The sequence below is a fragment of the Flavobacteriales bacterium genome (assembly GCA_026129465.1).
GTDB lineage: Bacteria > Bacteroidota > Bacteroidia > Flavobacteriales_F > PHOS-HE28 > PHOS-HE28.
This window is the reverse complement of the sequence record JAHCIA010000001.1, coordinates 3,690,524-3,715,503: the sequence shown is the minus strand read 5'-3', so window position 1 is coordinate 3,715,503 and position 24,980 is coordinate 3,690,524. Positions and strand designations below refer to the sequence as shown.

16 protein-coding genes are annotated in these 24,980 nt (G+C 63.0%); 12 read left to right on the top strand and 4 right to left on the bottom strand.

All coding sequences use genetic code 11. The features are described 5' to 3' along the window. Positions 1 to 113: 113 nt before the first annotated feature. Both KIT10_15660 and nhaC read right to left on the bottom strand, forming a co-directional pair. A complete protein-coding gene (locus KIT10_15660) occupies positions 114 to 842 on the bottom strand; it encodes a hypothetical protein (GenBank protein MCW5900693.1) in 729 nt (242 codons plus the stop codon). Between the two features lie 148 nt (positions 843 to 990). Then, positions 991 to 2,454: a Na+/H+ antiporter NhaC gene (gene nhaC / locus KIT10_15655; protein MCW5900692.1), complete on the bottom strand. Its 1,464-nt coding sequence runs from the start codon at positions 2,452 to 2,454 to the stop codon at positions 991 to 993. Positions 2,455 to 2,549: 95 nt separating this feature from the next. Between nhaC and KIT10_15650 the strand changes: the two genes are divergently transcribed. The 6 genes from KIT10_15650 to KIT10_15625 all read left to right on the top strand — a co-directional run bounded on the left by KIT10_15650 (position 2,550) and on the right by KIT10_15625 (position 10,259). Continuing rightward, positions 2,550 to 2,807, top strand: coding sequence for a hypothetical protein (locus KIT10_15650; protein ID MCW5900691.1), 258 nt, complete (start codon positions 2,550 to 2,552; stop codon positions 2,805 to 2,807). Then, on the top strand, positions 2,804 to 3,073 hold the full coding sequence (locus KIT10_15645; protein ID MCW5900690.1) for a Txe/YoeB family addiction module toxin: 270 nt from the start codon (positions 2,804 to 2,806) through the stop codon (positions 3,071 to 3,073). The genes KIT10_15650 and KIT10_15645 overlap by 4 nt, the downstream gene beginning before the upstream one ends. Before the next feature lie 562 nt (positions 3,074 to 3,635). After that, positions 3,636 to 3,950: a hypothetical protein gene (locus KIT10_15640; GenBank protein ID MCW5900689.1), complete on the top strand. Its 315-nt coding sequence runs from the start codon at positions 3,636 to 3,638 to the stop codon at positions 3,948 to 3,950. Next, on the top strand, positions 3,877 to 4,266 hold the full coding sequence (locus tag KIT10_15635; protein ID MCW5900688.1) for a hypothetical protein: 390 nt from the start codon (positions 3,877 to 3,879) through the stop codon (positions 4,264 to 4,266). The genes KIT10_15640 and KIT10_15635 overlap by 74 nt, the downstream gene beginning before the upstream one ends. Positions 4,267 to 4,649: 383 nt before the next feature. After that, positions 4,650 to 7,982, top strand: a complete 3,333-nt coding sequence (locus tag KIT10_15630) for a T9SS type A sorting domain-containing protein (GenBank protein ID MCW5900687.1) — start codon at positions 4,650 to 4,652, stop codon at positions 7,980 to 7,982. 192 nt (positions 7,983 to 8,174) lie between these two features. Then, the gene (locus KIT10_15625; GenBank protein MCW5900686.1) at positions 8,175 to 10,259 is read left to right on the top strand and encodes an alkaline phosphatase family protein; all 2,085 of its coding nucleotides are present in this window, start codon (positions 8,175 to 8,177) and stop codon (positions 10,257 to 10,259) included. Here KIT10_15625 and KIT10_15620 read toward each other — a convergent pair. After that, positions 10,251 to 10,838, bottom strand: coding sequence for a hypothetical protein (locus tag KIT10_15620; protein ID MCW5900685.1), 588 nt, complete (start codon positions 10,836 to 10,838; stop codon positions 10,251 to 10,253). The two genes, KIT10_15625 and KIT10_15620, sit on opposite strands and share 9 nt — an antisense overlap. 204 nt (positions 10,839 to 11,042) lie before the next feature. Between KIT10_15620 and KIT10_15615 the strand changes: the two genes are divergently transcribed. From KIT10_15615 to KIT10_15590, 6 genes are all read left to right on the top strand, one after another. Beyond that, on the top strand, positions 11,043 to 16,088 hold the full coding sequence (locus KIT10_15615; protein MCW5900684.1) for a T9SS type A sorting domain-containing protein: 5,046 nt from the start codon (positions 11,043 to 11,045) through the stop codon (positions 16,086 to 16,088). Between the two features lie 131 nt (positions 16,089 to 16,219). Beyond that, on the top strand, positions 16,220 to 16,735 hold the full coding sequence (locus tag KIT10_15610; protein MCW5900683.1) for a hypothetical protein: 516 nt from the start codon (positions 16,220 to 16,222) through the stop codon (positions 16,733 to 16,735). Between the two features lie 56 nt (positions 16,736 to 16,791). After that, positions 16,792 to 17,247: a hypothetical protein gene (locus tag KIT10_15605; protein MCW5900682.1), complete on the top strand. Its 456-nt coding sequence runs from the start codon at positions 16,792 to 16,794 to the stop codon at positions 17,245 to 17,247. A 103-nt stretch (positions 17,248 to 17,350) separates the two neighbouring features. Continuing rightward, the gene (locus tag KIT10_15600) at positions 17,351 to 17,761 is read left to right on the top strand and encodes a hypothetical protein (protein ID MCW5900681.1); all 411 of its coding nucleotides are present in this window, start codon (positions 17,351 to 17,353) and stop codon (positions 17,759 to 17,761) included. A gap of 229 nt (positions 17,762 to 17,990) precedes the next feature. Continuing rightward, complete coding sequence (locus tag KIT10_15595) at positions 17,991 to 19,622, top strand: aryl-sulfate sulfotransferase (GenBank protein MCW5900680.1); 1,632 nt, start codon at positions 17,991 to 17,993, stop codon at positions 19,620 to 19,622. 669 nt (positions 19,623 to 20,291) lie between these two features. After that, on the top strand, positions 20,292 to 23,099 hold the full coding sequence (locus tag KIT10_15590) for a T9SS type A sorting domain-containing protein (protein MCW5900679.1): 2,808 nt from the start codon (positions 20,292 to 20,294) through the stop codon (positions 23,097 to 23,099). Between the two features lie 629 nt (positions 23,100 to 23,728). Here KIT10_15590 and KIT10_15585 read toward each other — a convergent pair. After that, entirely contained in the window at positions 23,729 to 24,958 is a 1,230-nt protein-coding gene (locus KIT10_15585) for a DUF1343 domain-containing protein (GenBank protein ID MCW5900678.1), read from the bottom strand. Between the last annotated feature and the right edge of the window lie 22 nt (positions 24,959 to 24,980).

Sequence of the window (24,980 nt, the reverse complement as noted above, 5' to 3'; positions counted from 1 at the left end):
CTATTTGGCGGACCGAACGCCTCGCCCGATCAAGAACGGCGAGGCCCGCATAACCCATAGAGGCGAAGGCCCCGGAGTCGATCCGGGGCCTTCGCCTTTCCATGGATGGGGGGTCAGCGCACGGTGTGCACCTTGCCGTCCACATAATCCTCTTCGCGCACCAGGGTGCCATCGGGATCGTAGTGGCGCCAGGTGCCGATGCGGCGCGTGTCCATGCGGTTGGCGTCGTAGCGCGCGCGGCCTTCACTCTTCAGGTGGCCACCGGGGTGGTATTCCTGCTGCACGAACTCCACCTTCTTGCGGTCCACCAGTTCCAGCAGGCTGATGGGCTTGCCGTTGCCATCGTAGAGGTCCATGCGGGTGAAGTAAGGGTCCTTGCGGTGGCGTTCCTCGGCGTAGCGCAACTGGCCGTTCACATAATGGTCGCGGTATTCGAACGCGGCACCATCGGCGTAGCGCGCCAGGGAACGCACCTGTCCGTTGCGGTGGTAGGTGCGCATGATGCTCTTCACATTGTCCAGCGGTTTGAAGTCGCGTTCCAACTGGCCGTTCGGATGGTAGTTGCGGTACACCACCAGCAGGCCGTCCTCGTAGAATCCGCGGTGTTTCAGGGTGCCGTCGCCGTAGCGGTCCTCCACCCAGCCGATGCAGGGATGGCCGTTGCAGATGCGCACCGAATCGGCGCCCAGGGCACGGTTGAAACGCTCGTAGCGGTTCAGGTCGGGCGAGGGGTCCTCCCCCATGTCGCCGATCAGGTGGTGCTCATCGTGGGCCAGCAGGTCGTCCGGCTGGGCGGCCACCGGCGCGGCCACGAGGAAAAGAAGAGGAACGAGGGCGCGCATGGTGCGCTGCTACGCGGCAGCCCGCACCGGAGTTACGCGGGCCACCAAGCGGTGCTCACCGACAATGGACGTGCATGAACGGAAATACGAGCGCGGTGAAGCCCGCCCTCCCAGGCATTCATTCACGTGCATCCACGTCCATTCACGGTCAAGGCATTCCCGATCCTGAACGGTTCTGCCCGATGCGCGCGATGCGCCAGCCCATGGCGCCGAAGAGCATCGTCATCAGCGGGCTGGCGAGGTTGAAGAAGCAGAAGGGCAGATAGGTGAGCGTGGCCACGCCGAGCACGCCGCCCATGTAGGCGCCGCAGGTGTTCCATGGCACCAGCGGGGAGGTCACCGTGCCGCCGTCCTCCAGGGTGCGGCTCAGCACCTGGGGCGCCAGCCCGCGCTGGGCGAAGACCGGCGCGAACATGCGGCCCGGCACCACGATGCTCAGGTACTGGTCGCTGGCGGTGACGTTCACGAACACGCAGCTCGCCGTGGTGGTGGCGATCAACGATCCGTCGCCGCGCACCAGGCCCATCACCGCGCCGGTGATGCGTTGCAGCAGGCCCGCCCCTTCCATGGCGCCGCCGAAGGCCAGCGCGCAGATGATGAGCCACACCGTGTTGAGCATGCCCGCCATGCCCTTCGCCACCAGCAGCTCATCCACCGCCGCGTGGCCGGTCTCCACCGCCAGGCCGGGTCCCATCGCGGTGATCGCCACTTCATACGCCCGGCGCAGCGGTCCGCCATCGCTGCCGAGTTCCTGGATCAGCTGCGGCTGGAAGAGCACGGCGAAGAGCGCGCCCAGCAACGTGCCGGCGAAGAGCGCGGGCAGCACGGGCACGCGCCGCGCGATCATCACCACCATGGCCACAGGCACCAGGTAGAGCCACCAGCCAACGTTGAATTTTTCCAGGATGGCCGCGTGGAAGGATGCCGTATCGGGCACCTCGTGCGCCGTATCGCCGAACAGACCGATGCCGCCGAAGAGCAGCAGGGCGATGCCCATGCTGGGCACGGTGGTCCACAGCAGGTAGAGGATGTGCGTGAAGAGGTCCGTGCCGGCCACAGCGGGCGCCAGGTTGGTGGTATCGCTCAGCGGGCTCAGCTTGTCGCCGAAGTAGGCACCGCTGATCACCGCGCCGGCCACCAGCCCTTCGTGGAACCCCAGCGCCTTGCCGATGCCCAGCAGCGCGATGCCCACGGTGGCCGCCGTGCTCCACGAGCTGCCCGTGGCCAGCGACACCACGGCGCACACCAGGCAGGCCGCCACCAGGAACCAGGCCGGCGAGAGCAGCAGCATGCCGTGGTGGATCATGGCCGGGATGATGCCTGCGATGAGCCAGGTGCCCGCCAACGCGCCGATGAGCAGCAGGATGAGCACCGCGCCCAGCGCCAACGAGATACCGCGCACCACATGCTCCAGGAGGCCCTTGAAGCGGTGGCCCTGGAACACGCCCACGCCCAGCGCCACCGCCGCGGCGAACAGCAGCGCCAGTTGGTTGGGGCCGCCCAGGCCGCCGTCGCCGAAGACGGCCACGTTGGCCACCAGCAGCGCCACCAGCAACAGCAGTGGTAGCAGGGCGAGCCACAGGCTGGCGGGGCGGGGCGTGGCGGCGGACATGCGGCGGTGAAAGTAGGTGCTGGCCCCTGGTCATCAGGGGCCAAGAACTTCATCCCCGATCGCCAGGCCGGTGATCGCCGTAAATTGGCCGCATCATGGAAACCAGTCTCCGGTTGAAGGTATCCGAGCTCGACGCCCAGTTGATCGATCGGATCAAGAAACTCTTCGGCAAGGACCGGGAGATCACCCTGACCATCCAGAGCGCGACGGACTTCGGTTTGTCAAAAGCCGAAAGCCGGAAGGACTACCTGTCGCGTTTGGAACGCGCGATCAAGAACATCGAGGCCGGAGAGAAGGTCGTTCTCACCGAGGCACAACTCGATGAGTTGGTGCTTCAGCGCATGAAGCGATGAGACGACTGGTCTTCGAACAGGGAGCCTACGACGACTTCTGTGACTGGGGCATCTACGACCGTCAGCGCTTCCTGAAGATCCACGACCTGTTGAAGGCCATCCTGCGCGAGCCCTTCCGAGGTGTGGGCAAACCCGAAGCACTCAAAGGTCGCTTGCGCGGTTGCTGGTCGCGGCGGATCGATGATACCCACAGGCTGGTGTATCGCATCACAGCGGAAGGTGATGTGGAGATCCTGAGCTGCAAGGGCCACTACGGTGATAAGTGACCGCCCAGGCCGCCGTCGCCGAAGACGGCCACGTTGGCCACCAGCAGCGCCACCAGCAACAGCAAGGGCAATAGGGCGAGCCACAGGCTGGCGGGGCGGGGCGGGGCGGCGGACATGCGGCGGTGAATGTAGGCGGCGCTTCCTTGACCAGGTATCCATATCCCTGACGACAACCAAGCCTGGCCGCCGGCACCTACCTGGTGACCATCACCGCCGGTGACGAGCAGCATGTGCGCCGCCTGGTGGTGCAGCCCTAAGCGCAGCTCCGCCGAACTGGATGCGAAGGCCCCGCGCGAAAGTGCGGGGCCTTCCGCGTTCTGCTCATTTCCACAAGATGGCGGTCAGCGCCAGCGATCCAATGCGAACCGTGAATGGATGGGAATGGACGGAAATGGCTTCTCCGTGACGCCAGCCAAGCGCGTGGATGGTTCTCATGCACGTTCATTCCCGTCCATTCACGGTTCCCTTCTCCTGTCATGGGTACTGAAGGGACCGCATGGGGCGGTTAGAGGATCCCAAAGTCTTACTTCAGGATGCTCAAAACTGCGCCATCCCCCGGACCTTGGGTCCGATCCTCGTGAAGGCCGCCAAGGCATTTCCCGCCGTGTTGCTCACCGGGCCGCGCAGGGCCGGCAAGACCCTGCTGCTGCGCAGGCTCTTCCCCAAGGCCAGCTACGTGCTGCTGGAGGACCCCGACGTGGTGGCCCGCCTGCGCGCCGATCCGCAGGGCTTCCTGGACGAGTTGCGCACACCGGGCGCAAGGGCGTGCCACCCTCATCGAATGCAAAAGCACCCGCACGCCCATGCCCCGCATGGCCGATGCCATGCTGAGGCTCGGCCAGACCATGCGCAGGACCCACCCGTCGGCAGCGCCTGACATGGTGCTGCTGCATCAGGGCACGGGCATGTTGACCGCCCTGGCACCCGGGGTGAAGGCGCTGCATGTGATGCGCTACCTCAAGGCGCATTTACCTCCTTCGATGCGCACGTCCAGGGCATTGGCCTTGGTGCCGGTGAACACCCTCACCGGCAATGTGCTCCAGACCCGGCGCTCGTTGATAGCCGCAAGGACCATAGGACCCCTGAACACGCAAGTGCAGCCCTGTACGATCATACCTGAAGCCCACATGAACAGGCCGGGAATTCCTGGCCACCTCCAAGAGCCCGGGATCCCCATAATGGGCCTGCTGTGACGGCCTGTTAGAGGCCCCACGAACACCCCCCGACCAGCGACGAAGGCCCAAAGACGGACGTCTTAGCACATGGTTGCCAACCGGGAAAATTTATTCACAGCCTCTTGCGGAAGGCTTTGGGATCCCTATACATTCGATCTATTCGTTCCAAACGATCGCCGCGCAAGATCAAGCCCCAACCTTACCATTGCGCCGCCGGCGGCTCACCAGGCGGCACCCCAAGCAACAGCAACCACACCCCCGATCGCACATGGCCCAAGCGCCCGACAGGGCGCATGGGTATGCTGAGCCGGAAGCGGGATGCACCACACCCAGGCACTACCACCGGAGCACCTCGTGCTCCTTCACCCTTCCCTATCTCCAAAACCAAAAACCCTCTGAACATGAACGCGTATTCTCCTCCCAACAGAGCATTCGCCCGCTGGCATGGTGGTCTGTTCGCATTGGCCTTGGTGCTCCACAGCGCCTGGGCCCATGGCCAAGTGGTGGGCAACTACTTCTTCAGCCAGACAAACGAAACCTACACCACCCTGTTCGGGGGGGCAACGCCCGCGGCGGCCTTTGCAACTGCTTGGGATGATGGGACGGTACTTTTCAACCTTCCCTTCAATTTCACCTACAACAACGTTGTATACACACAGGTCCGCCTTTCTACCAATGGCTTCCTCACCTTCGGCGGTGGTACGACCGCGAATGGCGTCGGAGCGGCCTATGTATCCTTTAGCGATGCCAACGGAGTCTACCTCTCCGGCACCGCTTTGGGCAATGGCGTGGCCTTCATGAACATGGACCTGGCGGAGGCCACATTCGCCACCTTCACTGCGACAAGGACCGCGGGGTCCGCTACGCTGACCGGTGTGAGCAGCTTCGCCAACGTACAAGTGGGCACCCGGCTGTCCGGGACCGGTATCCAAAATGGGACGATCATCAACGCATTCGACGCTGGTGCAGGCACGATCACAATGAGTACCACCGCAACAGCGAGTGGTACGACCGCCCTGACACCAAGAAGCGCCATCACAGGCTACATCGTGGGCACCGCACCATTTCGGAGCCTGGTGTTCCAGTTCCATCGTGCCCGTCGTTTCGGCGTTGTTGCGGATGACATCAACGTCCAGGTCTGGTTGAACGAGGATGGCGCCGTGCCGGGTAACCAGTCGATCTTCGTGCGTTTCGGACCCAATACGGCCGGCGTATCCAACCTCGCGGGCATCGGCATCCGCACCACCACGGCGGACTTCGTCAGCCGCACCACCTCCACGAACTGGAGCGCCACCACGGCGGCTGTGGTCAATACCGACCGATGCACATACGCGCCTGGAGTGGTGCCCGCATCCGGTCTCCAATACCGGTTCGGACCTGCCACCTGCGCATTCGTTGCCGGGTCCTATGCGTTCGTGAACGCGGGTTGCGACACCTACGAAGTGACCATTGATGTGACCGGAACGGGCGATTCGCCGGGAGCCGTCGTGGACATCGAGATCGATGGCATCACCCAGGTGGCAGGCGCTGGGATCGGGTCCTATGGACCATTTGGCCCCTTCACCAATGGCAGTACCCATCTGCTCGCACTGGTACACTTGGGCAACCCCGCTTGCAGTGCGAGCGCCAATGCCAACAGCACCGTCAGTTGCAATGACAATGATCCCACCACCAACGACTACTGCTTGGGCAACGTGTGCTTCAACGACCCGATCCCCTGCGATGACGGTGATCCACAGACCATCAATGACGTGCTGGTGCTGGTGCCAGGGGGCACCACCGAGAATTTTGATGCGGTCACGGCACCCGCGCTACCTGCGGGTTGGTTGAATCAGAACCTCACAGGGACCGTTCATCCTTGGACCACCTCCACCACGTTCCCATTCTCCAACCCGAATAGTGCATATTACGAACAGTTGACAAGCACAACTTCGGACAACGTCCTGGTGACCCCACCGATCAATATTGTTTCGACAACCGCGCAGCTGAGCTTCCAGAATTCACACTGGATCACCGACATATTCCTGGGCACCTATTATGATGGTGCAGTGCTTGAGATAAGCATCAATGCCGGGGCATGGACGGATATCATTGCGGCAGGAGGTGCCTGGGTCACTGGGGGATACAGCCATGTGTTGGCGGCAGGTACATCCAACCCCTTGCAGGGGCGTGCCGCATGGGCAGGAATTTCCGCCGGAGGAACTGGGAACTACTTCACCACCACGGTGGATCTTCCTGCCGCAGCAGCGGGCCAATCGATCCAACTGCGCTGGCGTTATGGAACAGACAACCTCGATGGCGCCGGTAGCGACTGGCTGGTGGACAATGTCCAGATCACCGATTTCCTGATCGATTGCGCTGGCGTCCCCAACCCCTGCACCGAAGACCTCTTCTTCGTGCACAACAACACCACCAACTACCAGGATCTGGTGTGGACCATCCACGACCAGACGGACGACTCCGTGGTGGAGACCGGCGGCATCAACCCAGGCGAGGGCAGCGTGCCCCTGTGCCTGCCCGATGGCTGCTACTACCTGCGCGTGACCAACAGCGGTGGCAACGTGATCAGCGGTGGCTACCGCCTGGTGCTGAAGGATGCCGTGGGCGCCTACGGCAATGCCCGCATCATCGACGATACGGACAACCTGGTGCTGGGCCCCGGTGGCGACAGCGGCATCAGCGGCAACGAGGGCTTCTGCATTCCGCTGGGCACCGATGAGCCCATCTACACCAGCTGCGACCGCTACTGGTGGAGCAGCGGCGACTACCTGGTGGGCAAGGAGAACCTGACGGTTAGCGCCGAGTTCGGCGGTCCCAACGCCAGCAGCAGCGGCTACGAGTTCTGGTTCTACGATCCGAATGGTGGCCTCAGCTTCCGCAAGACGCGTGTACACACCGTGAGCGATGGTTTCGCCCCCAACAACGCGGTGCGCGCCTGCCACATCAAGCTCAACAACTGGGCGGCCGCCAGCCACCTGCAGAACGGGGTGCTCTACAACGTGCGCTCGCGCGGCGTGGTGGCCGGCAACCCGCTCAGCGAGTTCGGCCCCGCCTGCCGCGTGACGCTCGATCCGGTGCTGGCCGCCTGCCCGCCCACGGGTCTGAACGACATCCCCGGCAACCCCAACTTCAGCTGCGGCGTGAACAAGAAATTCGGTGGGCCCAACCAGGTGGCCAACCGCCTCTTCGCCCGCCCGGTGGCCGGTGCCAACCTGTACGAGTGGGAGTTCACCAATGACCCCAACGAACCGGCCTACTACGTGACTCGCCAGACCACCGGCGTGCAGCGCCACCTGAACTGGCCTGCCAGCCAAGGTGATCCCATGCTCGTAGGCAATACCTACCGTGTGCGCGTGCGGGCCAGCAAGGACGGTGGTGCCAATTGGTGCGACTGGGGCTGGACCTGCGAGGTGACCATCATACCCAGCGCAGCGCCGGGCAATGAGAACATGGCCCTGGAAGGCGATGCCGCCAGCAACCTGGCCCTCTGGCCCAACCCCAACAACGGCCAGCAAGTGTGGATCACCCTGGATGAGCTGGCCGCTGAGGTGGGCACCGTGGCCGTGGACCTCTACGACCTGAGCGGCAAGCGCGTGATGGCACGCGAGATCGCCACCCAGGGCGGACACCTCTACACCAACATCGACCTCGGTGGCCTGGCCGCCGGCACCTACCTGGTGACCATCACCGCCGGTGACGAGCAGCACGTGCGCCGCCTGGTGGTGCAGCCGTAGAAACGAGGAACGTCGTCCCTCGAAACAAGACTTCGCAAAGGGCCGCTCCGCAAGGGGCGGCCCTTTCGCGTGGGGGGCCATCACGCCCACATGCTGAAGGGTGCCCGATGCCAGCCCACTCCGATCGATGACGAACCAACTTCGCTGAAAGCGAACGCGCATGCGCTTTCTTCGTCGCTTCAAGTTCCGCGCATGGACCCGGAAGCCCTTCGCTCCCAAAGCAGGCTCGCAAGCCGGTTGCTGGTCATCGGCTGGGATGCCGCCGATTGGCTGATCCTGGACGCCCTGTTCGCGCAGGGCAGGATGCCCCACTTGCGGAAGCTCCTGGCGCGTGGCATCCGGGCCGATCTGAAGACCTTGGAGCCGAAGCTCTCGCCGATCCTTTGGACCTCGGTCGCCACGGGCAAGACCTGCGACAAGCACGGCATCCTCAACTTCGTGGAGCCGAAGCCGGATGGAGATGGCCTGCGTGTGGTGCGCTCCACATCACGCCGCACCATGGCGCTGTGGAACATCCTGTCCCGAACGGGCTTGACGACCAACGTGGTCGGCTGGTATGCCTCCCATCCTGCCGAACCCGTTCAGGGGCGCATCGTCACCAACCTGCTGCAAGAAGCTGAACCCGGCTCCGCAGGTGCGCCATGGCCCATCCTCAGCGGCTCGGTACACCCGGTGGAGCTGGCGGAGACGATCGCCGCCCAACGTCAGCGCACGCATGCATTTCCCAAGGAGCAGTTGCGGATGCTCCTTCCTTCAGCGGAAAGCTCAAGCAAGGACCTGGTCGGCCACTTGAAAAAACTCATGGCCCATGCCATGAGCGTGGAAGCCGCTGCGCACCTGGCCATGGAAGCCGGCCCGTGGGACGCGACCATGGTCTTCTTCGACGCCATCGATACGGTGGGCCATCATTTCATGCAGTACCGGCCCCCGCGCATGTCCCATGTCACTGAACGTGAAGTGCGGCAGTATGGCGCCGTGATGGACCGGGTTTACGAGTGGCACGACGCCTCCCTGGGTCGTTTGCTGGAGCGCGCTGGCCCGGAGGCCACGGTCATCTTGCTGTCGGACCATGGCTTCCACAGCGGAGCGAAGCGGCCCAACTTGAAGGGGCTTCCACCTGAACAGCGCATGGAGTTGGAGGCCAGCTGGCATCGGCCTTTCGGGATCCTGGCCGCCGCGGGGCCTGGCGTGGTGCCCGGCGCGGTATGCGGGCCGTGCTCCTTGCTCGATATCGCGCCCACCGCATTGGCCCTCCTGGGTGTTGCCGTGGGCGAGGATATGGATGGCCGGGTGCTGCAGGAGATCCTCGACCCGGGCCTGCAGGTGGCACACCTTCCATCGTGGGACGCTGTGGAGGGTGATGCGGGCATGCACCCGGCCGACCTGCGCCAGGATCCGCTGGAGACCCATGCCGCGATCATGCAGCTGATCGATCTGGGCTACCTGGCGGCGCTGCCCAAGGACAAAAAGGCCCAGGTGGATCTGGTGAGCCGCGAGAGCCGGTTCAATCTCGCCACGAGCCTGATCGCACAGTTGAAACACGCGGAAGCGGTCCCCATCCTGCAGGCCCTGGCCCTGGAACAGCCGGGCACAGCACGCTATGGAGCGCATCTGGTCCAGAGCCTGATGGCCACCGGCGAACACGAGAAAGCGCTCGCCACGGTGCAGGACCTGTGCAGGCGCGACCCTTCCAATACCGAAGCACGCCTGATGCTGGCGCAGATACTGGTGGAGGCCGGAGACCTGGAGGAAGGTGGCAAGGCAGCGACCCAGGCCGAACGCCTGGCCGGCGACCGCGTGACGTACGCTCTGGCGCTGGCAGGCCTGGCCTTGCGCATGGGGCGCTTCGCGGACGCGGTGCGCCACGCGCAGCGGGCCTTGAAGGCCGATGCGAAGGACATCGGCGCACACCTGGCCCTGGCGCAAGCCCAGCTCGCATCAGGGCACTTCGAGGAGGCCGCGGAACATGCCTTGGATGCGCTGGAGATCACCCAGGCCATTCCCGAGGCGCACCACCTGCTGGGCATGGCGCTGGCCTGGTATGGCGACTTCGCGAATGCGCTGGAGAGCTTCGAGATGGCCCTTCGCTTCGATCCCGAGGCGGTGGAAAGCCATGCCTTCGCCGCGCTGGTGGCGACGCTCGCCAGCGATGAGCGGTCCGCTGCCAGGCATCGTACCGCGGCCGGGGCGCCTGCCGCTGGTTCGCGTCGCACGGCCCGCGACCGGCCGTATGGCTTGGAAGACTTCGCCGCGAAGCACGGCCTTGGTTCAAGCTGATCCAGGATCAACGGTCCTGCTCCGGTGCAGGGCCGGGTCCACCACTTCCGCCATCCGCCCGGTATCCAACCCACCGCCCAGGAAGGCGTTCATGGCCTGTGCCGCTGCCAGGGGGTCGCCGATCAGCCGGGCGTGCTGCAACCGAAGGACACGCACATTGGGCTTGTCGGCCAGGGCGCTCTGCACGCGAACCAGTTCCTGCCGGAACACGCTCATCATCCGCTCGGCGCCCAGCCCCCCGCCCGGCCTGCCAAGCCGGGCGAGCATCCTGCCCTGGCTCATGACCACTTCGTGCAGCGCGCGTTCCACCAAGAGCACCCGGTAAACCTCGTGGTCCGGCAGGTGGCGCAGCAGCGCGTGGATCACCTTCACCGCGCGCCCACGTGCCTCGGCCAGCCAGGCGGTATCGGCCGGCAGCGCCTTCACGCGTTCGAACTCGAAATAGCCCTTCGGGTTGTCGATATCCGGCGCCCGCCGCCCATCGGTGAGCAGGGGCATGCCGCCCGCCGCCAGCATCTGCATCAGCAAGCTGGTGCCCGAGCGCGGCAGGCCCGAAACAATGGTGATGAAAGCGCTCATCCGCAGGCAAGGTAGCTGTGTGGCACGATCGCAAGCGGCAGCGCACAGCGCCGCTGCATGGATGTACCTGACGAGGCCGATCGACTTTCTCCGATACTGGCGCGAGCCGGATCGAAGGGTTTTCAATAGGCCCTTGTTATTTCTTGAAAATTGACCTTTACTTAGACGTGAGTTTCCAAAACCCCTACTCAATACCCTGATCAGATGAGCGCCCAATTACCCCATGAAGTGTTGCGGCCCATGGCTGCAGCAGCCAGTCCGGCGGAACGACCGTCGAGGCTGAAGGACCGATTGAACAAGCACTTCCGCGCTTCGGCCAAAGCCGCGGCCGCCGTGGCAGGTATCGTCGCCACCGGAGGTCTCTCCGCCCAAGTGGTCAGTTGGATACCCCCCGGCGGTATTGATATTCCGTTGACCACGGCTGGTGTCTACATCAATGTGGAGACCCAGGCCTTCGGCACAGCAGCGGCTGCTCCAGGCTGGGACATGAACCCATGGTCTGCAACCAATTTGAACTGGTTCAATCCAAGTGCACCGGCAGGTGGGGTCTACCATGTCATGCCGGGAGGCACTGGTATCAGCAACCTGCCGATGGGGTATACGATCCCGGGGACCGGAGCATGGGGCTCTGGAGCTTCTACTGGTGCAGGCATAGGTGCTTGGACCTTCAACTCCGCAGACAACTACGTCGGGTTCCGGTTCCTTGGCGACGACAGTGAACTGAGGTATGGATATGCCAGGGTGGAGGTGGGCTCCTCTTTCACCACAGTGCGCACGATCCTGGAGATCCACTATGAGCAGACTCCGAACGCACCCATAACGATAGCGGGGCTCGCATGCGCTCCTCCGACCGGAACCGCCGTGGCGGTGAACGCTGGCTGCGCCACCTACGACATCCAGGTGAACGTGACCGGCACTGGTGATTCGCCTGGGGCGGCAGTGGATATCCTGGTGGATGGCAACCCGGTGCAGAATGGCGCCACGGTGGCGGGCAGCCCCTACACTTTCACAGGTTATGCCAATGGAGCACACACCGTGACCCTGGTACACTTGAGTGACGCGATCTGCAATGTGGCTCTGCCGGTCAACTCCAACCTCGGTTGCCCCCCCACATCGTGCGGGTCCTATTCCTGCGTCGACAACGAATGCGAATTCACGGGCGGATCGAACACCTCATTCTTCGCTGGTACAGGGCTTCCGGCGGCCATCCCGGACAATGCTCCCCTAGCTGGACTCGATGTTACCATCCCCGTTTCAGGGATCACGGGCACCGTGGAGAACATTGGGCTCAACTTCACCGGCTTGACCCACACTTGGGTGGGCGACCTGGTGATCCTGCTCACCAGCCCGGCCGGCACCACCCATACGGTGATCTTCCGGGTAGGACAGCCCACCTGCCCGCCAGGCGCACCAGGCGCCGGCGACAGCTCGAACCTGCTGGGCGATTACGCCTTCAACGATGGGGCCGCCACCACCTTGTGGACCGCTGCTGTGGCGGCCCCGGGTACAAATGACATCATCCCCTCCGGGACCTATCGCACCACGGACGTCTGTGTCAACACCGCCACCAGCATACTGGCCACCTTTGGCTTCCCGGCCGCGGTAGGTGTGGACAACATCAACGGCGACTGGACGGTGTACATCACGGACAATGCCGGTGCTGACGTTGGTACCATCGACGGCCTGAGCTTGGAGGTGTGCTGGACAGCGCCGGCACCCGTCTGCGGCGACGCCATCTGCGAAGGCGATGAGACCTGCGCCACCTGCCCGGACGACTGCGGCCCGTGCACGCCGGCGAACGACGACTGCGCCAATGCCACAGTGGTCGGTGATGGCACACATCCCTTCTCCTCCATCAACGCCACCGGGACCAACCTCTCCTCCTGTGCCGGCGCCAACGACGTGAACGACGTGTGGTTCGAGTACGTGGCCACCTGCACCGGCACGGCCACGGCCAGCACCTGCAACGATGCCACTTTCGACACTTCACTGGCCATCTTCGACGCCTGCGGTGGCAATGAACTGGCCTGCAACGACGATGCCGGTGGGTGCGGTCTCACATCCTCGGTGAACTTCTCGGTGGTGGCTGGCCAGTCCTACTGGGTGCGCATCGCCGGCTTCAACGGCGGCACCGGCACTGGCAACCTCACCATGAGCTGCAGCGGGCCGGTCGCCAACGACGATTGTGCGAATGCCACGGATCTGGTCGTACAGCCTGCGGGCCAGTGCGCCGCCGGTCTGGTGGAGGGCAGCACGATAGGTGCCACCAACGATGGCGGTACGCTCTTCAGCTGTGTGGGTGATTTCCCAGGTTTGACCGACGTGTGGTACACCTTCAATTCGGGAAGCGCCACCTTCATCGAGATCGGCCTGAACATCATCACGCAGACCCCGATCGGTGCCGAGGTGTTCGATGCCTGCGGCGGCGCTGTGGTCGCCTGCCTCAATGGGGAAAGCCCACATGCGCCATTCGCCGTGACACCCGACACCCAGTATAGGGTGCGTGTGGTCGCATTGGCACAGGGCACCTTCTCCATCTGTGCTGAGGAGGCGGCCTCCTCCGGCCCCAGCAACGACCTGTGCGCGGACGCCATCGTCATCGGCAACGGTGTCACGCCATTCAGTTCCATAGGCGCCACAGGCGCGAATGAAAGCAGCTGCGCGGGAGCCAACGACGTGAACGACGTGTGGTTCGAGTACGTGGCCACCTGCACCGGCACGGCCACGGCCAGCACCTGCAACGATGCCACTTTCGACACTTCACTGGCCATCTTCGACGCCTGCGGTGGCAATGAACTGGCCTGCAACGACGATGCCGGTGGGTGCGGTCTCACATCCTCGGTGAACTTCTCGGTGGTGGCTGGCCAGTCCTACTGGGTGCGCATCGCCGGCTTCAACGGCGGCACCGGCACTGGCAACCTTACCATGAGCTGCATTGTGCCGCCGCCCGCCCCCGAGAACGACGACTGCGCGGATGTGACGCCTGAGGACCTCATTGTGGACGGTGCACCGCTGGTGTTCACCGGCACCACAGTGGGCGCCACCACGGCTGGTGATGGGATCTTCAACAGTGTGCCCAACGTCTGGCATTCCTTCACGCTCGCGGCCTGCGCGAATGTGACCTTCTCATACTGTGGCCCCGTCTATGACGATTCTTGGACCGGCATCGCCATCGATTGCCCGGCAACAGATGGCGTCATTCAAACCTCTGCCGAGAATACCAGCTGCGGCAATGGCAACTGGACCACTTTCTACGCCGAACTGCCGGCCGGAACCTACTACCTGCCCATAGGTAACTTCGGCCCAGGCACCAACGGCCCGTACCAAGTGACGGTGACCGCCACGGCCTGCGAAGCCCCGCCGCCCCCTGTTTGCGGCGACGCCATCTGCAACGGCGACGAGACCTGCGCCACCTGCCCAGGCGACTGCGGACCATGCCCTCCGGCGAATGACCTGTGCGCCAATGCGATCGTCATCGGCAACGGTGTCACGCCCTTCAGCACAGTGGGTGCCACAGGTCCCGATGTGGTGCTGAGCCCCAACTGTGTATTCAACGGAAACGCATCGAATCTGGACGTCTGGTTCGAGTACGTGGCCACCTGCACCGGCGATGCCACGGCCAGCACCTGCGGCGATGCCAGCTTCGATACGGTGTTGAGCGCCTTCGACGCTTGTGGTGGGAACCAACTCGCCTGCAACGATGACTCTGACGGTTGCGCCAGTTTCACCAGTGCCATCACCTTCCCGGTGGTCGCCGGCCAGTCCTATTGGATCCGTGTGTCGGGCTTCATCAATGCCAGCGGCACGGGCAACCTCACCATGAGCTGCCAACTGCCCCCGGGTTGTGTGCACCAACTGGTGCTGGAACTGCAAACCGATGGCTGGCCCAGTGAGACCAGTTGGGCCATCATCGATGACAACACCAACCTGACGGTGGCTTCGGGTGGTACCTACCCAGGCCAGCCCAACGCCATCATCACCGAGCAGGTGTGCGTGGACAATGGCTGCTTCCGCCTGGAGGTGTACGACAGCTTTGGCGATGGCATGGAATCCGGTGGCTTCATCGGCGGCTACACCCTGCGCACCCTGGCCGGTGATCGCATCATCGACAACCGCAACAACTTCAGCGACTTCAACGATGGAGACACCGAGGAAAGCACCCTGGCCGCCGGTGAAAGCTGGTGCCTGCCCCTGGGCACGGACCGCCTGATCGACACCAGTTGCGACCGCAACTACTGGGTGAGCGGCAACTTCATCGTGGCCCATGAAAACTGCGATGTGAGCGCCGAATTCGGTGGGCCGAACGCCAGCTCCAGCGGCTACGAGTTCTGGTTCTTCGACCCCAACGGTGGTTACAGCTTCCGCCGCTTCCGCAGCCACACGGTGAGCGAAGGCTTCAACAGCAGCCAGATGTGGCAGTCCCTCTGCCAGCCTCCGGCACCACAGACCGCCCTGCGCGCCTGCCACGCCAAGCTCAACAACTGGGCACAGGTCAACCACCTGCAGGACTTCAACCTGTACAACGTGCGTGTGCGCGGTGTGGTGGCCGGCAACCCCATGGAGTACGGCCCGGCTTGCCGCGTAACGCTCGATCCGGTGACGGCCGCCTGCCCGCCCACCAAACTCAATGATGTGGTGGGGCATCCCTTCTTCAGCTGCGGTGTGACCCGCACCTGGGGCGGCCCCAACAGCGCGGCCAACAGGCTGTACGCCATGGCCATCAGTGGCGCCAACCTCTACGAGTGGGAGTTCACCAACCTGCCCGGTGAGGCGCCCTACCTGGCCGTGTTGCAGACCACCACGGTGCAGCGCCACCTGAACTGGACGAGCCAGCCGGCCATGCAACCGGGTGTCACCTACAATGTGCGCGTGCGCAGCCGCAAGAACATCAACAACGTGCCCACCTGGTGCGTTTGGGGAGACTATTGCCAGGTGACCATCGCACCTGCGGCCGCACCCGGCAACGAGAACATGGCCATGGAGAACATCACGCTCAACTTGTGGCCCAACCCCAACAACGGTCAGCAACTGTGGCTGAGCCTGGATGAGGTGGCGGCCGATGTGGAGACCGTGGCCGTGGACATCTACGACCTCAGCGGCAAGCGCATCGTGGCGCGTGAAGTGGCGGCCCAGGGTGGCCACCTCTACACGGTGCTCGACCTCAACAGTGACCTCGCCGCCGGCATGTACATGGTGAACATCATCGCAGGTGATGCCCAGTACACCCAGCGACTGGTGATCCAGCCGTAAGGGTCCGAAGACCTTCGAAAGCAAGGGCCGCTCCGCAAGGGGCGGCTCTTCGCTTTCTCCCCGGTCACGTGCTTTACGCAGCCTGCATTCGCTTTACTTTCGGGGCCGTCAACACCAGATACGCCCGGACCATGTTCCTCCGCACCTTCGCCCCCCTGGCGGCCACCACACTCCTGTTGCTACTTGCCGCCTGCGACGGTGGCCAGGAAAGCACCAACGGCAGCACACCTGCAACTACCGTTGCCAGCGGGCGCTACACCGCCCCTGACGATCCCAAACTGGTGGAATGGGTGAAGACCGCCAGCGACGAGGACCTGGAGAAGTGGTACATGCAAATGCGCTCCAGCCCACTGCCGGCCGATTACGTGGCGCCCGACGGGGTGACCCAGGCCCCCGACCAGCGCAGTGTGTTGGAAGAGTACCGCGTGCGCCACGCCGAGGTGAACGGCCTGCTGGCCGCAGGCAACAGGAACGAGGTGCTGCGCACGCACATCCTGGACGTGCGCCAATCCATCTACGACAGCAAGGCGGCTGGTGGCCAGGCACGCCAGGGCACCACGCTGAACCGGAACAACAGCCTGCAGCCCTCCCCTTCGGCCAACAGCGCGATCGACCGCCGACCGACCAGCACCAGAGACAAGCAGTAACCATGAGCGCTTGGCATGGCACCATGCCTGGACCCACCCGATCACACGACCACACCATGACACAGCCCACCCGCACCCACATCCTGCTGCTCACCGCCGTGGTGGCGGCCACCACCCTGCTTTCCGCTTGCGGTGGTGGCACCGACAGCAAGCGCAAGGAGGCGCTGAACAACCCGGACCTGCAGGTGCAGGCGCCCAGCCGCGAGGACCTGCTCATTGTGGAACGCATGCGCAAAGCCAGCGACCAGGAAGTGAAGGAATACATCGGCGAAGTGGTGAACATGGAACTGCCCGAGGATTACGTGATCCCGCAGGACATCATCGATGCGGGCCACCCCAAACTGGCCGCGCAGGTGATCGCCGATCGCTACCCGGAGATCAGCGGCCAGCAGGGCAACGGCCTGGTCTACGCCGTGCGCCAGCACCCCCTGCTCTACCGCCAATTGGTGATGGAGAGCAAGGCCATGCGCCAGGTGTACAAGGACCACGAGACGGTGCGAAGGGCCGAATGATGTCCCAGTTCCTGAAAAAATACCTGTGTGAACACCGCATGAATGCGCGGTCATTCGCTCGCACTGAACTCTCCAGAACCTGAACCATACGAACCAACACGACATGAAACTCAAAACTGCCATGACCTGCATGATGATCGTCGCACTGGGCGCATGCGGGACCGTTAGCGACAATGAGGTCACCACCACCACTCCCAACGCTCCATCTGGCCAGCAGCTATCTCCGGAAGATGCGCAGTTGGTGGCTTGGATCAAGACCGCCAGTGATGAGGACGTCAACATGTGGATCAATCAACTCCGAAACTCCCCACTTCCAGCGGACTTTGTACAGCCGGATTGGCTTCAGGCGGCCCCCGACCTGCGGCAGGCAAGAGAGGCCATCGATGCGCGCTATGGCCAGTTCCGCCATCGGCTTGCCGACCCCGGTGAAAGGATCATCGCAGCGAGGGAAGATCCGTTGCTGTTGGTCTACATCGTGAATCTTAGCAAATCACTCAACCATGTCCAGAATTGAAGTGTGCCCGCTTTGGAGTCGGGCGTGACTCGGGTCCATGCCCTTGTGCTTGCGATTATCCTCTCGACGCTTCCACACCCCGCCAGGGTCCAAGCACATATTCAAGCGGTTGCTTTTCCCGATCCGATCATCCCTATTTTTGCTTGTGCCCCCTTCCAAACTTCCTTGATCAAGACCCATTGACATGACCACGATCCGCGCGATGCTTCTAAGCTGTTCAACCTTGTTCGTGAATCCATGGCTACTTGGACAGAATACCATCGGCCTGCTTGCCTATGACCCCGAACTCACCACCGATGGATACATGCTGTTCCAACCGATCGAGCAGGGATCCATCTTCCTGGTGAACCCCTGCGGGCAACTGGTGCATGAATGGCCTGATGACCTGTACACGACAGGGGCTGGCTTCCGCTTCATGGACAACGGTGACATCATGCGCACCGCGGTCGCGACCTCCAACCCGGCTTTCGTTGCCGGTGGATCGGGCCATGTTGTCCAACGCAAGGATTGGTCGAACAACGTGGTCTGGCAGTTCGCCTACAGCACACCACAAGTATGCATGCATCACGATATTGACGTGATGCCCAACGGCAATGTGCTGATCATCGCCTGGGAGAAGAAGACCCTGGCCGAAGCGATCAGCGAGGGTTTTGATGCCACATCGTACGCGCACAACGAGATATGGCCGGACCACATCATCGAGGTCATGCCCACCGGACCCAATACTGGCGAGATCGTTTGGGCCTGGTACGCCTGGGACCATCTGATCCAGGACCATGATCCCGGCCTGCCGAACTATGGCGTGGTGGCTGATCATCCGGAATTGATCGACCTCAATTTCATCCCGGTCGGGATCCCCGATTGGCAGCATTTCAACGCCATCTACTACGATCCGGAACTGGACCTGATACTGTTGAGCAGCCCATTCAACAACGAGCTTTGGGTGATCGACCACAGCACCACCACGGAAGAAGCGGCCGGACACACGGGTGGCAATTTCGGCATGGGGGGCGACCTCTTGTACCGCTGGGGCAATCCGGCCGCGTATGGCAGAGGTGGGCAGCAAGATCAAACGTTGTTCTTCAATCACAATACGCGGTGGCTCGGGCCCGGGCTCAATGAGGATGACCCCGATCGGGGCAAGATCATGGTGTTCAACAACCGTGCGGGGGGGGGCAACAACTACAGTGCTGTTGACATCATCACCCCCCCGATGGATGAGAATGGGGGCTTCATCCTGGAAGAGGGTGCCGCATTCGGCCCGATCCAGTATGACTGGCGGTACGCCACCGAGGTCCCTACCGAGTTCTTTTCACCGATCATGTCCAGTGCTCAGAAACTTCGCGATGGCAATGTGCTCGTATGCGCCAGCAGGCAAGGTTGGATGTTCCAGATCACCTACTCAGGTGAGGTAGTATGGTCGTACCGGAACCCCATCATCAATGGCATCCCGCAACCACAAGGCATCATCACCACCGAAGAAGGCTGGCCCTTCATGGCGGAATGGTTGGAACCGGACCACCCTGGATTGGCGGACAAAGTGTTGGTGCCTGTTGGGTATTTGGAACTTGATCCCGTGCCCTTGCCCCCATGCGACTTTCCGACCCAGGCCGATGGGGTGCCATCCGTTGCCGGCGACCTTCAGATCCTGGGGAACTTGGTTGTGGACCAGATCGTGATCCAAAGTGCCAACGAAACCCCGTACCGCATATTCAATGCCTTGGGTGGCATGGTGAGGTCCGGAACTTTGGGGACTGGAAGGACCACCCTGGGCCTGAACGGTCTGTCCACCGGCAGTTACGTTCTTGTTGAAGGAAACGAACGTCCTGCCATGCACCGCTTCCACATCGTTTCCCAGTAGGCCGCAACGTCGGTAACTCGATCAAGGGTTTCGGCTTCGTCCGTCCACCAGGGAAGGAGCATCTTCAAGCCGTTGGGTACGGTATGGGTGTCCTCAAAAGCTCGCATGCACTACTGTCACAGGTACATCGGCGAAGATCCAGTCCGCGCTGTTGTCGTGTTTGTACCCTGCTCGGTAGGAGTTTTTCAATATGACTTGCATCCTTCGATCACTTTGCTACATTTGCTCCAGTCTCGATTCGTTCCACGAGCAAATGCCCTGACCTAACCTCCTCAAGACACACGAAGAATCCCAAGCACCCCTTCTACATTTCTTCTTGATAGCGACCCATCATCGGGTCGGCTTTTCCACCCTGACGACCAAGCTGTTACAGGCTTGATCCTACGAAGGCGTCGGTGATCCGCATTGATCGCCACGGTACGGAACATTCTTTCTACTCTCCACAATGACCCCCGCCAACCCCATTTCAGGATGCACGCTGGACCCATGGTGGAATTTCCCCACCATGACGTGCCATCGTGGTTCCCGCATGGGTCGGTCGATGTCATTGATGGACACCCGTTCTTACGATGCTTGGCCCTGTGTCCAGCGCCAAGCAGACAAGTGAACCCAAACCAAAACCCCGTTACCATGGATAAGATACTCTCGACCTTGACACGATGTTGCGCCGTGTTGCTGCTCTTGGCAGCGCATTGGGGCAACACACCCGAAGCTGCCGCACAGAATACCAGTTGTGTGGGCGTTTGCGGTACGTACATCGGAGGCCCACCCAACTGCAACTGCGATGACCTCTGCTGGACCTTCGCGGATTGCTGCGCCGACATCTGCACCTCTTGCACCTCCACGGGTCCCAACTGGGATGCTGGCTGCGCCGGACCCAACCCCGATAGCTGCGTGGGCTTCTGCGGTGTGTACCCCGGCCCAGGCAACTGCAACTGCGATGATCTCTGCTGGACCTTCGCGGATTGCTGCGCCGACATCTGCACCTCTTGCACCTCCACGGGTCCCAACTGGGATGCTGGCTGCGCCGGACCCAACCCCGATAGCTGCGTGGGCTTCTGCGGTGTGTACCCCGGCCCAGGCAACTGCAACTGCGATGATCTCTGCTGGACCTTCGCGGATTGCTGCGCCGACATCTGCACCTCTTGCACCTCCACGGGTCCCAACTGGGATGCTGGCTGCGCCGGACCCAACCCCGATAGCTGCGTGGGCTTCTGCGGTGTGTACCCCGGCCCAGGCAACTGCAACTGCGATGATCTCTGCTGGACCTTCGCGGATTGCTGCGCCGACATCTGCACCTCTTGCACCTCCACGGGTCCCAACTGGGATGCTGGCTGCGCCGGACCCAACCCCGATAGCTGCGTGGGCTTCTGCGGTGTGTACCCCGGCCCAGGCAACTGCAACTGCGATGATCTCTGCTGGACCTTCGCGGATTGCTGCGCCGACATCTGCACCTCTTGCACCTCCACGGGTCCCAACTGGGATGCTGGCTGCGCCGGACCCAACCCCGATAGCTGCGTGGGCTTCTGCGGTGTGTACCCCGGCCCAGGCAACTGCAACTGCGATGATCTCTGCTGGACCTTCGCGGATTGCTGCGCCGACATCTGCACCTCTTGCACCTCCACGGGTACCAACTGGGATGCTAACTGCTCAGGTGGCGGTGGCGATTGCTGCACGGCCAACTTGACCCCTGGCTGCGATGACGCTGTATGCGAGGATACCATCTGCGGCTTGGATGCCTTCTGCTGCGACGTAAGCTGGGACGAATTGTGCGCCGGTCAGGCCCTGCTGTTCTGCGGCGATCTGTGCGGCACCGAGTGCGACCCACCACCTGCTTGCGTATTGGAGGACACTGTGAGCTATGGCTCAGTGGTCGCATTTGATCCCACATGCTGTACGGTATGGAGCCCGGCCTGCCAGGGTCTCTTCGATTCGATCAGCTTCGCCTGCACGGGTGTGATCTGCGTGGATGTCCCACCCTGCGTGGCCAGCGACCCGGAAGCCTATGAGGCCGTGATAGCGGACGACTCCTTCTGCTGCGAATCTTTCTGGGATGGCCTCTGCCAGAGCCAGTTCGATGCGTTGAGCGATGCCTGTGTGCCGCCAGCATGCCCCGACCCGACCGCCTTCCTGGAGTTCCAGTTCGACGCCTATCCGAATGAGAATACCTGGGCGATCTTCAATGACGGGGACAACTCCTTGGTGGCCTTTGGTGGACCGTACCCGGGCTTGGGTGGCCAGATCTGGACGGAGCCACTGTGCCTGCCCAACGGCTGCTACCGCCTGGAGGTCTATGACAGCTTCGGCGATGGCATGGACTGGCCGTCCGACAACTTCACAGGTGGTTACACCCTGCGCACGGTCGATGGTGATCGCATCATCGACAACCTGAACAACTTCGTGAACTCCGCCGCTACGCTGAGCACGCTGACCCCCGGCGAAAGCTGGTGCCTGCCAGTGGGCACGGACCGCCCGATCTACACCAGCTGCGATCGCTACTGGTGGACCAGCGGCGACTACCTGGTGGCCACGGAGAACGCGACGGTGAGCGCCCAATTCGGTGTGAACAACGCCAACAGCGGTTATGAGTTCTGGTTCTTCGACCCGAACGGCTCGCTGAGCTTCCGCAAGCTGCGTACCCACGCGGTGAGCGATGGCTTCGCGCCCAACAACGCGCTGCGTGCCGCCCACATCAAGCTGAACAACTGGGCAGTAGCCAGCCAGCTGCAGGATGGCGTGCTGTACAACGTGCGCATCCGCGGCGTGGCCAACGGATCCTTCACCGGTAACGGTGAGTATGGCCCCGCCTGCCGCGTTACGCTCGATCCGACGCTGGCCCTTTGCCCGCCCACGGGTCTGAACGACATCCCGGACCACCCCAACTTCAGCTGTGGTGTATCCCGCACCTTCGGTGGACCCAACAGCGCGGCCAACCGCCTGTATGCCCGCTCGGTGGCCGGTGCCAACAAGTACGAGTTCGAGTTCAGCAACGCGGATGAGGCATACCTCTTCACCCGCTTCTCGAACAACGTGCAAAGGCATCTGAACTGGCCCGCCAGCCAGGGCGATCCCTTGCTGGTCGGCAGCACCTACCAGGTGCGCGTGCGCGCCAGCAAGGACGGTGGCACCACCTGGTGCGACTGGGGCTGGGTTTGCGACGTGACCATCGCACCTGCGGCCGCACCCGGCAACGAGAACATGGCCATGGAGAACATCACGCTCAACATGTGGCCCAACCCCAACAACGGTCAGCAACTGTGGCTGACCCTGGATGAGGTGGCGGCCGATGTGGAGACCGTGGCCGTGGACATCTACGACCTCAGCGGCAAGCGCATCGTGGCGCGTGAAGTGGCGGCCCAGGGTGGCCACCTCTACACGGTGCTCGACCTCAACGGTGACCTCGCCGCAGGCGTGTACATGGTGAACATCATCGCAGGTGATGCCCAGTACACCCAGCGACTGGTGATCCAGCCGTAAGGGTCCGAAGACCTTCGAAAGCAAGGGCCGCTCCGCAAGGGGCGGCCCTTCTTCGTTGGGGGAGCGTCGCGCACGGCAGTGTTCATTGAAGTGCCCAACATGGAACTGGGGCATGGCGCGCTTTCGCCGCGCCACCCATCGTTCAGGGCACGCTGGATCCAATGGGCTTCCAGCGAGACAGGCCATGGACATGCCGGCGAAATGCATCGCGCCCGGGTAGTGTCCCACTTTGGCTCTCCCCCAAACGCTCTGTGAACATTGTCTCGGGCCGCAAATGCCAGGGACCATCGGTCGGTGGACCGGCATAAGGGTCCGGAGCGCATAGACCTCTCGGCCACCGTGTGCGTGGGTGTCCACGATCCGCGCGGCGCGGGCCAACGCTGATAGTGCGCGGGTATGTGGGTGCGTGGCCCTGCGCTTGGATCGTGGTCGCCCTTTGGCTCCACCTTTTGGCGAAGCAAAAGGTGGAAAGGACGGTCTGAGCGTTTGTTCATCGGCGAACAGGGACACTACCCACGCCCGGCCCAGGTTGCGCCTGGCCAAGCGACAACCTCCATCGGAAAGACCAGCGCGGCAAGCGCAGCGATCATGTTCCGCGCGATCCGGCGTGCAAAATGCCGTCGAGGGCATTACTGCTCCTGGTAGAGCAGATACCTGGCTCTGGTCCGTTTGAATGCCTCCAAGGCCGGCTTCCACGAGGCCCGGATGGTCTCCTCATCCTCCCCGGCCACAATGCGGCGCCGCAGGTCCGGGCCACCGGACAGCTTGTCAAAGAAACCGTTCGCCAGGAAGAAACCCTTCTTGTCGGGCGCGGCCCGGTACAGGTCGATGAGCCAGTGCAACTCCAGCCCCAGCGGCTCATGGCCCGAAAGATCGAAGCCGGTGCATTCGATCCCCTTGTGCGGTGGATCCTTGGCGCCGGGCTTGGGCACGGGGGTGAAGCGATGGTCGCCCAAGGGGTTGCCGGGGTAGCCGATGCATTGGAACTGCTGGTCCGTGCCCCGGCCCACGCTGACGATGGTGCCCTCGAAGAGCCCCAGGGAGGGATAGAGCCGGATGGCCGTGAGGTTGGGCAGGTTGGGCGATGGGCGCACAGGCAATTCGTAGCGCGTGGCGTGGTCGTACCCCACACAGGGGATCACCTGCATATCGCAGCGGAGTCCTTCACCCAGCCAGCCTTCACCATCGATCATGCGGGCGAATTCGCCCACGGTCATGCCATGCACCAGCGGCACCGGGTGCATGCCCACGAAGGAGCGGTGCGCCATGTCCAGCACCGGCCCGTCCACGTAGTGCCCGTTGGGGTTGGGCCGGTCCAGCACCACCACGCGCTTGCCCTGCGCGGCGGCGCTCTCCATCACGTAGTGCAGCGTGCCGATGTAGGTGTAGAAGCGCGCGCCCACATCCTGGATGTCGAAGAGCAGCACGTCCACATCGGCGAGCTGCGCGGCCGTGGGCTTCTTGTTCGCCCCATACAAGGACACGATCGGCAGACCGGTGCGGGTGTCGCGCTGGTCCTTCACATGCTCGCCGGCATCCGCATCGCCGCGAAAGCCATGCTCAGGCGCAAAGACCTTCACCACCTCCACACGCAGCGCCAGCAGGGAATCCACCAGGTGGGTCTTGCCGATCATGCCGGTGGTGTTGGTCACCACGGCCACACGGCGGCCTTCGAGCAGCGGCAGATAGACCTCGGTGCGTTCGGCACCCACGGCCAGGGGCGCTGGGGTAGCAGGCTCTACCTCCTGCGGCACGGGCACCGGCGTGGTGCACGCGGAGATTGGCAGCAGCAGGGCGGCTACCTTCGCCTGCCACCGCGCCAAGCGGGGCGCACACCAGGTGGGTACCGCAAGCTTCATCGCCGACCGCATCTTGCGGGCG